1 protein-coding gene is annotated in these 448 nt (G+C 30.1%); it reads right to left on the reverse strand.

What is annotated here, in order from left to right; all coding sequences use genetic code 11:
* Nucleotides 1-114 precede the first annotated feature (114 nt).
* Nucleotides 115-448, reverse strand: a 334-nt coding sequence (locus ACYQ0O_RS13145) for a PD-(D/E)XK nuclease domain-containing protein (RefSeq protein ID WP_459893797.1), incomplete at its 5' end; no start/stop codon positions are given.

Genomic DNA, 448 nt, shown 5'->3' on the forward strand with positions numbered 1-448 from the left:
ACTGGATATGCCTATTGGTAGTTTTTTCATAACATTTGCTCCAGGTACTTAAAATTTTTTTCTCTATTTGGCTAAATCCTCAATTCTTCATTTTCGGTTATCAATCAAAAGCAATTATGAATTGATCTTCTCCCATTCAAAATTAACCACATTCCTCTCTTTTGAGCTAAACTCTATGCCTATTAAATATATCTTATCTGATTTATCTAAATACTTCTCATGATATTTTTTTTGTTTTATCTGCCTTAGTGCTTCTCCTTTTTTACCGTCCACCTTAAACTCTATTATGTAAATCTTATCATCTAGTAGCACTGTTAAATCTATCCTGCCATGATTTGTCACATCCTCTCCTATTATATCAAATCCAAGGGACTGAAGATATGCATATACCACTGATGCATAAAATCCTTCATATTCATCTATTTTGTTCTTTGTAAAATAATTATAT

This window comes from Desulfothermus okinawensis JCM 13304 (genome assembly GCF_054654515.1).